The organism is Myxococcus sp. AB036A (genome assembly GCF_006547355.1).
GTDB lineage: Bacteria > Myxococcota > Myxococcia > Myxococcales > Myxococcaceae > Myxococcus > Myxococcus virescens.
Window position 1 is genome coordinate 41258 of the sequence record NZ_VHLC01000065.1, and the last position, 8572, is coordinate 49829.

Below are 8572 nucleotides of genomic sequence, written 5' to 3' on the forward strand. Positions count from 1 at the left end.
GACACGAGCGCAGCGCCGCTGGAATGCTTCAGCAAAGCGGTTTCAAGGGAGGCGGTTGCCTGTTCGCAGTCCGTGCGGCGGAGCGCGGCTCAGGCCAGCGTGACGCCGTGCCCGGGCGCATCCGTTGGCAACTCCAGCCGTGCGCCCGCGTACCGGGCGCCGCCTTGGAAGGGGTGGCTCGCGATGAACAGCGGCGTATCCAGGTCGGCGTAGGTGAAGCCCCCCAAGCCGGCGGCCAGGTGCGCCGAGGCGGACATGGCCAGCACGCTCTCCACCATGCCGCCCACCATGAGCTCCAGGCCCGCTGCGCGAGCGAGGCTCCACATCGTCAGTGCCTCGACGACGCCACACTTCATCGTCTTGATGTTGATGGCATGCGCGGCGCCTTCCCGGATGAGTCGCAGCACGTCCTTCGCCGAGCGCGCCGACTCATCCGCGCACACCGGCACGCGCGAGCGGCGCGTGAGCTCCGCCATACCGGCCACGTCATGCGCGGGCACGGGTTGTTCGAAGAGGGCCAGGGGGACGTCCGCGCGCGCCAGTTCCTTCAGGAAGGCGAGCGCCTCGGCCACGTCATAGCCGCCGTTGGCATCCGCGAAGAGCCGGGCCTGAGGGGCCACTTCATGAATGGCCACCAGCCGTGCCGCGTCCTCAACGGGCGGCAGCGCCCCGACCTTCACCTTCAGCGTGGTGATTCCCCGCGCCAGGATGGCCTGCGCGGACGTTCGCGCATGGGCCACGTCTCCCGCGGTGACCGTCATGTCGATGTCCAGCGCGGACTGCGCGCCGCCCAGCATCACGTACAACGGAACGCGGTAGTGCCGAGCCAGCGCATCGAGCAGCGCCGTCTCCACGGCGCACCGGGCGGAGGGCGCCAGCGCGAGTGAATCCCCCAGCGTCTCGGACGCGGGCCGCCACGCGCGAGCGTCTCGTCCCACCAGCCCCGCGCGCACCTGTTCCAGGGCGGCCAGCGTACTGGCCTGTGTTTCTCCACTCACGGCGGGGAAGGGGGCGGCCTCGCCCAGCCCCTCGGAGCCGTCCGCCAGGGTGAGCCGCACCAGGACGTTCTCCGCGGCGTACTGCGCGCCGGTGGCGATGGCGAAGGGCTCGGTGAGGGGGAGGTGCAGCGGCTCGAAGCGGACGGCGGTGATGAGGGTGGGCGTCATGGGCGGCCGAGGAGCCTAGCCGCCCGGGCCTCCCCTGCGCGCGCGAGCCAGGTCAAACGGCGGTTGGCCGACAGACACAGGGGAACTGATACTGATACATGTCTGCCGCGTGTACTTGTGACGGCCACGTATTCATGTCGACATGGAGCCATTCTGAACGACCGATTCCAGGCGGCTCCGGCGCCCGACATGGATGTGCTGCTGGTGGCGCTCGAGGAAGCGGAGCGGCACCAGCCTGAGGGCTGCATGGTGTTGCACGCCGTGAGGGACGCGGCGGGAGCGCTCGTCGACTTCCAGTGGGCCTGGGCGAATCCCGCGGGTGCGCGCGCGCTGGGGCACGCCTCCCCGGAGTCACTGAGAGGCCGGCGGCTGCGCGAGCTGATGCCGGGCTCGGGATTGGCCGCCCGGGTGGACCTGCTCCGGGACGTGGTGGAGGCGGGCCGGCCGGCCGCGGACAGCTTCCAGGAAGGGGAGGTGTGGCTCCAGGGAACGGCGGTGCCGCTCCGGGACGGTGTGCTGCTGCGCCTGCGTGACATCACCAGCGCCCTGCGGTTGGAGGAGGGCGTCCGCGAAACCCTGGACTGGGTGCGGAGCATGCTGGAGGCCACACCCGACGCGTTCTTCACGCTGGATGCGGACTGGCGAATCACCTACGTGAACCACGAGGCCGCGGCCCTCAGCGGGCGTTCGCAGGAGCAGCTCTTCCGGCAGATTCTGTGGCAGGCGTGCCCGGAGTTGCTGGGCACGCGGATGGAGCGGGAGCTGCGCCGGGTCGCGAGCGGCGCGGGCCACACCATCTTCGAATGGCGCGCCACGCCTGGACGCTGGCATGAGGTGCACGCCTGGGGCGCCAACGGCAACGTGTCCATCTTCGGACGGGACGTCACCGCCAGGAAGCAGGCGGAGGCGGAGCGGGACGTGCTCCTGTCGCGCGAGCACTCGGGTCGCCTGGAAGCCGAGGCCCTGGTCCACGAGCGCACCCGCGAGCTCATGGCCGCGCGTGAGCGACTGGTGCAGTCGGAGAAGCTGGCCATGGCGGGGCAGCTCGCGGCGGGCGTGGGGCACGAAATCAACAACCCGCTTTCCTATGTCGTGGGCAACCTGCAGTTCGCGCTGGAGCAGCTCGAGCCCCTCGCGGCGCAGGGCGCCGTGCGTGAAACATTGGCCCGCGCGCTGGGCGAGGCGATGGAGGCCCTGCGCGAGGCGAAGGAAGGCGCCGAGCGCATCCGCACCACCGTCCGTGACTTGCAGACCTTCGCTCGAGCGGAGGAGCCGCAACTGTCGCCCGTGGACGTGCACGCGGCGCTGGAGTTCGGCCTCTCCATGGCGATGCCGCACCTGCGCCACCGGGCCCGCGTCGAGAAGCGCCTGGGCCCGGTGCCCACGGTGATGGCGCACGAGACGCGGCTGGGGCAGGTGTTCCTCCAACTGCTCGTCAACGCCGCGCAGGCCATCCCGGAAGGGGACGTGGCGCGCTACCAGGTGACGCTCTCCACCTGGAGGGACGGCGCGACGGTGGTGGTGGAGGTGGCGGACAACGGCCACGGCATGGCGCCCGAGGTCCTGGAGCGCGCCTTCGAGCCCTTCTTCACCACCCGTCCCTTGGGGGAGGGCGCTGGACTCGGCCTGTCCACCAGCCTGGGCCTGGTGCGAGGCATGGGAGGCGAGCTGTCGGCCTCGAGCGCGCCGGGGCTGGGCAGTGTCTTCCAGGTGCGGCTGCCCACCACCGACGCGGACGCGCCAGCCGTGCGGGTGGCGGAGGACAAGGACCTTCCCGGGCGGAAGCGGGTGCTGGTGGTGGATGACGAGCCGCTGCTCGCCTCGGTGCTGGGCCGCATCCTCGGCGTGCGTCACGAGGTGGTGGTGGTCCACAGCGGGCGCGAGGCGTTGGATACGCTGGCGCGCGACGCGGACTTCGACCGCATCTTCTGTGACTTGATGATGGGGGACCTGACGGGGATGGACGTGTACGACGCGCTGTCCTCGCGTCAGCCGGAGTTGCTCGCGCGCTTCGTCTTCATGACGGGCGGAGGCTTCTCCGAGCGAGCACGGACCTTCCTCCAGTCGGTGCCGGTGCCGCGCATCGAAAAGCCGTTCGAGCTGGGCGTCCTGCACGCGCTGGTGGAGGACGCCCCGCCGCGCGCCGGTCCCTGAGAAGGGCGGCCGGCGCGCGACTCGGAAGCGGTGTGATTACAACTTCACTTCTTCCCGGTCGGGCTGGGTGATGTAGCCGGAGCCCGCGGCCACCAGCTTGGCCATCAGCTTGTCCATGCCGTTGGAGCGGGCGAAGGCCATCTCGTTGCGGGTGGCGCCCACCAGGGTGAGCAGTTGCACCTTGCCGCTGGGGAGCACGAAGTGGTCGGGCCGGGACGGGTCCCGGACGAACACGAAGCCGCTCAGCTTGGACTCGCCACCGTCCAGGGAGCCTTCCACCGGGTAGCGGTGGCCCATGGCGAAGGCGCGCAGGGACACGAGGTTGTAGGCCATCATGTCCAGCAGCCGGAACACCGGCCACTTCGCCTCTTCGGGCGAGTGGATGACCATCTCGTAGCCCAGCCCGCTGGGCGCGCCGTCGGGGATGTCCTCGCCGGGCGCCACGGTGAAGGGGTTGGACAGTCCGCTGGTGACATAGGTCCAGTAGGGGTAGCTCTCGCTGGGCGGGGAGACGCGCACGCCCATGGGACCCCAGTTGGGGTCTGCTTCCTGGACCTGGGCCAGCTCACTCTCCATCCACGCTTGGATGGCATCTGTCTGGTCGAGCGTGAAGACGCCTTCGTCAATGGCGCCGAACATCTTCGGATACTCGACTTCGTCGCGGTCCGCCCAGCAGTCCTCGTACCACTGGATGAAGTCTTCGTCCGTCTCCGGGGCTTTCATGGCGATGACACTCTAGAGGCTCACCCCGGTTTCACAACTTCAAGTCGCGGAGAGGCCTCTTCAGGCTGACAGTCCGGGGGGCGTTCAGGTGCCGGTGGCCCCTTGGGTGCCCGGGGAGGCGGCCAGGGGCCAGGGTTTCAGCCCGCAGATGCGCTCGGCCTCCGCCACGGCGGGTGCCAGCCGGGCGTGCTCCCGGCGGAGGAAGCCCCGTACCGCTCCGTCCAGTGTCTTGTCGAAGATGAGGTGGGCGCTGTGCACGGCGGTGGGCTCGAAGCCCCGAGACACCTTGTGTTCACCCCCAGCGCCGGGCTCGAACACCTTGCGGCCGGTCCGGATGCAGTCCTCCACGGAGTGATACAGGCAGACGTGGAAGTGGAGGAAGGGGTGCTCCTCGAAGGCGCCCCAGTAGCGGCCATAGAGGCGCTCCGGGGTGGCCAGGTTGAAGGCGCCGGCGATGACCTGCTGGCCGCGCACCGCCTCCACCAACTCCACCGAGCCCGGCATCGTGCGGAAGACCCGCGCGAAGAAGTCGGGGGTGAGCTGAATCTGCCCCCAGGCGTGGCGCTCGCAGGTGGAGGTGTAGAAGCCGTAGGCACGCCGGGCGTGCGCCTGGGAGAGCTCGGCGCCGCGCACCGTACGCAGGGAGATGCCCTGGGTGGCCGCGGCCCCGCGCTCGCGCTTGAGCTGGTTGCGGCGCTTGGAGTCAAAGCGCGCTAGGTAGTCGTCGTAGCTGCCGTAGCCCGGGTTCTTCCAGTGGAACTGAAGGGTGATGCGCCGGGCGAGCCCCTCGGCCTCCAGGAAGTCCGTCTCGTCCCCCGTGGGATACAGGACGTGAACGGAGGAGCAGCCCGCCTCCTGGGCGCTCCCGGCGGCGGCGGCAAGCAGGGCCCGGCGCAGCGCGGGGACGTCCTCGCCCGGGGCGATGAGGAAGCGGGGGACGGTGGCGGGGGACAGCGGCCCGCCCACGACGAGCTTCGGGTAGTACTCGACTCCGAGGCGGGCGGCGGCGTCCGCCCAGCCGAAGTCGTAGATGTACTCGCCCATGCTGTGGAACTTGAGGTACGCGGGCGCGGCGGCCACCAGCTTGGGACCACGCCACAGCGTGAGGTGATGCGGCGCCCAGCCCGTCTCCTCGGTGGCGCTCCCGCTCTCCTCCATGGCCGCCAGCCAGGCATGTCGGACGAAGGGCGGGGCGTCAGGGCCCAGGAGCGCGTCCCAGCCTTCGGCCGGGGCATCAGTCACTGCTTCGAGGATGCGGAGACGGAGCGGGGTATCGGCGGGCACGGGGGCACTCTTAACGCGCCCCGCACGTGCCCGCCGTGTGTTGCTGGCCTGCCCGTCAGGCGGCCGGAGCAGCGCTCCCGGTGCGTGCGGCCTCGCGGGTCTCCGGCCAGACGGCACGCTGCGGGGTGGCGATGCGGATGATGCGCAGCAGGGCCAGCACGCGCATCACCTGCCACGTGGGGTCCAGCTCGAACTTCCGCGCCGCGAAGTTGGGGCTGCTGCCGTACTTGTGGTGGTTGTTCTGGAAGAGCTCCCCCATGCAGAGGAAGTCCATGGGCAGGGAGTTGCGCGACTTGTCGGTGCTGTCGAAGTTCCGGTAGCCGTACTTGTGGCCGCACCAGTTGACGATGGCGCCATGCACCGGGCCCATGAGGAAGTGCAGGGGCAGCAGCAGGAACTGCCAGGGCGAGGTGGCGAACATCACATAGAAGGCGGAGTAGAAGGCCACCCAGCCCAGCGTGGCGAACCAGGAGGTGCGCAGCGTGGTGTCCACGAGCGGCCACTCCGGATAGCCGCCCAGGAAGCGGGCCTCGGGCTGGCCGCGGCCGGCCGCGTAGTCGTCGTAGCGCGCCTTGGTGTGCCACATCATCCGCGCCACATCCTTGAAGAAGTGGGGCGAGTGCGGGTCCTTCTCGGTGTCGGAGAAGGCATGGTGCTCCCGGTGGAGGATGGCGTACGCCTTGGGGGACAGGTAGGACGAGCCCTGCACCAAGTAGGTGAGCAGGTGCATCACCCGCTCCGTCTTCGGCCCCATGGTGTACATGCGGTGGGCCGCGTACCGGTGCTGGAAGAAGCTCTGGAAGAACACGCAGAGCAGCCAGTGCGAGACGAAGAAGATGAGGACGGCCATTCGAGTTCCCGGGTCAGTGACTGAACCGGCGTAACACCGGGCATGTCATGGCAGCGTCACGCGGGGCGGAAGAGCGGCGGCCCTGCCCCACGGGGCGACACGCCCGCTCGCTCCGCTTCAGGGGGCCATCAGTAGAACGCGCCGTGGCATGACATGACGCGCGGCGGCGCGGCCCACTCTTCCGGTACGGAGGGGGCACGAAGCTCCAGGAGAGGAGTACACGCGTGAAGCGGGCCGACATCGTCGGATTGGACAAGGCGCACGTCTGGCATCCCTACACGGCGATGGAGGCCTACATCGCGGAGACGGATCCGCTGGTGGTGGTGCGCTCGGAAGGCGCATACCTCTATGACGCGGACGGCACGCGCTATCTGGATGCCAATGGCTCCTGGTGGGTGTCCACGCTGGGCCACCGTCACCCGCGGCTGATGCGCGCACTCGCCGAGCAGGCCGCCGCGCTCCCACACGTCTCCCTGGCGGGCATCACCCACGAGCCGGCGGCCTTGCTGGCGTCGGAGCTGGCGGCCATCGCTCCCGGTTCGGACCGCCCCGGCCTCCCCTCATCCGAGCGGCTGTCCCGCGTCTTCTATTCCGACAACGGCAGCACGGCGGTGGAGGTGGCCATCAAGATGGCGGCCCAGTATTGGGCGCAGAATGGCCAACCGCGCCGCACCCGCTTCATCACGCTGTCGGGGGCGTTCCACGGCGAGACGATGGGCGCCACCAGCGTGGGGGGCGTTCCTCTGTTCCGGGAAGTCTTTGGCCCGCTGCTCTTCGACGTGGTGCACGTCCCCTCTCCGGCGGAGGAGGGGGGCTGGGCGCGCGCCTTCGAACAGGTCCAGTCCACCTTGCGTACGCGCCCGGAGGAGATTGCGGGCGTCATCCTGGAGCCGGTGCTGCAGGGCGCGGCGGGCATGGTGATGTACTCGCCGGACTTCGTCCGGGCGGTGCGCGAGGCCACGCGTGAGGTGGACACCTTCCTCATCGCCGATGAAGTCTTCACGGGGCTGGGGCGCACGGGCGCACGCTTCGCGGTGGACCTGGCGGGCGTGGTGCCGGACATGTTGTGTCTGGCGAAGGCCCTCTCGGGAGGAGTCCTGCCGTTCGGTGCGACGCTGGCCTCGGAGCGCGTCTTCTCCGGCTTCCTCGGGGCGTCGAACCGGGCGCTGTATTACGGGCACTCGTACTGTGGGAACCCGCTGGGCGCCGCCATCGCTCGGGAAGTGCTGGCCGTCTATCGGGACGAAGATGTGATGGGGCAGGTGGCGCGAAAGGCCCCCCGCGTGAAAGCCGCCTTCGAGCGGATGGCCGCCTCGATTCCAGGCTTGGTGCGCCCCCGCGCCGTGGGAATGGTAGGCGCGGTGGACCTGGGCGGTGGTGGCTACCTCGCTCGAGGAGGGTGGCGAGTGTACGAGGCCGCGCGTCGCCGAGGGCTCTACCTGCGGCCCATAGGAGACACCGTGTACATCGCGCCAGCGCTGACTATCTCTGACGAGGCGCTCGAGGAGCTGCTGTCCGGAGTGGAGGCGTCCCTCCAAGAAGTCGCTGGCGGCTGAGCCTGATGGATCCGCTGCCTACGAATGTGTGGGAGCGAACGGAAGGGTGGTTGACAGGTCGCGCGTCACGGGGATAGAAGCCGCGCCCCGCCCGACGCAGATCCGGGCGGGGAGCTGACAGCAGAATAAAAGGGTCGATGAGGATTGTTGACCCTGGACGCGGCGGTGGTACAAGCTGCGCCCCTCCGGACGGGTGGCTGATCCAAGCGCCTCGACGGAGCAGCAGCAGGAAATAGAGGGCTCAACTCGGAAAGTTGATCCCAGGGGCGGTGGTGGTAGAAGCCCTGAATCTCACGAAGAAGCCCGCGCACTGGCGCGGATCCGCTTTGAGTGGGTCGGTAAGAAAATACGGAATACGGCAGTCAACGCAGCGAGTTGACAGGAGACGCGGTGGTGGTAGAAGCCGCGCCCCGACGAAGAAGCCCGGATGCAAGGGCGGGCAAGTCGAGGGAGTCAACGAAGCAGTGGTTGACAGGGAAGGCGGCGAAGCGGTAGAAGCCGCGCCCCTCTGGAGGAAATCAGCGGAAGCCACTGGGCGGCGCTGAAGACTCCGGAAGCCAGCAGGACGGCGAAAACAGCAGCTTGACAGAAGACGCCGAACTGAAATAGAAGCTGACACCCCGCCGGGCAGAAAAAGACGGCGAGGCGGCAACGAAGAAAACGGTAGCAGGAAGTCGCTGGCAAGACAAGCGGCTCGGTCTTTGAAAACCAAATAGCAAGCCCAAGAAGAAGCTAGATTGCGGAAACCGCAGTCAATTTCTTAAGACGGTGCCAGCCAGGTCGCGCTGCGAAGCGCAGCCGGCAGCACTGTAACGAATCAGCGAGTTTCAGGTTCCTTA

At 68.9% G+C, this 8572-nt stretch carries 6 protein-coding genes; 2 read left to right on the forward strand and 4 right to left on the reverse strand.

Going from position 1 to position 8572, the window contains the following annotated elements; all coding sequences use genetic code 11:
• Window positions 1-89: 89 nt before the first annotated feature.
• Window positions 90-1166 carry a dipeptide epimerase gene (locus FL344_RS24535; protein WP_141620224.1) on the reverse strand — a complete coding sequence of 359 codons (1077 nt, stop codon included), beginning with the start codon at window positions 1164-1166 and terminating at the stop codon, window positions 90-92.
• Between the two features lie 189 nt (window positions 1167-1355).
• Between FL344_RS24535 and FL344_RS24540 the strand changes: the two genes are divergently transcribed.
• Window positions 1356-3320, forward strand: coding sequence for an ATP-binding protein (locus tag FL344_RS24540; RefSeq protein ID WP_228565338.1), 1965 nt, complete (start codon window positions 1356-1358; stop codon window positions 3318-3320).
• A 36-nt stretch (window positions 3321-3356) separates the two neighbouring features.
• On the opposite strand, the gene FL344_RS24545 is transcribed toward FL344_RS24540, so the two are convergent.
• The 3 genes from FL344_RS24545 to FL344_RS24555 all read right to left on the reverse strand — a co-directional run bounded on the left by FL344_RS24545 (window position 3357) and on the right by FL344_RS24555 (window position 6177).
• Window positions 3357-4043 carry a suppressor of fused domain protein gene (locus FL344_RS24545; protein ID WP_011550459.1) on the reverse strand — a complete coding sequence of 229 codons (687 nt, stop codon included), beginning with the start codon at window positions 4041-4043 and terminating at the stop codon, window positions 3357-3359.
• 84 nt (window positions 4044-4127) lie between these two features.
• Window positions 4128-5327 carry a GNAT family N-acetyltransferase gene (locus FL344_RS24550; protein WP_141620226.1) on the reverse strand — a complete coding sequence of 400 codons (1200 nt, stop codon included), beginning with the start codon at window positions 5325-5327 and terminating at the stop codon, window positions 4128-4130.
• Between the two features lie 55 nt (window positions 5328-5382).
• Window positions 5383-6177, reverse strand: a complete 795-nt coding sequence (locus FL344_RS24555) for an acyl-CoA desaturase (protein WP_090495913.1) — start codon at window positions 6175-6177, stop codon at window positions 5383-5385.
• A gap of 224 nt (window positions 6178-6401) precedes the next feature.
• Here FL344_RS24555 and bioA point away from each other — a divergent pair, with 224 nt between their 5' ends.
• Window positions 6402-7733 (forward strand): adenosylmethionine--8-amino-7-oxononanoate transaminase, encoded by a 1332-nt coding sequence (gene bioA, locus FL344_RS24560; RefSeq protein ID WP_141620227.1) that lies wholly within the window; start codon window positions 6402-6404, stop codon window positions 7731-7733.
• The last annotated feature ends 839 nt before the right edge of the window (window positions 7734-8572 follow it).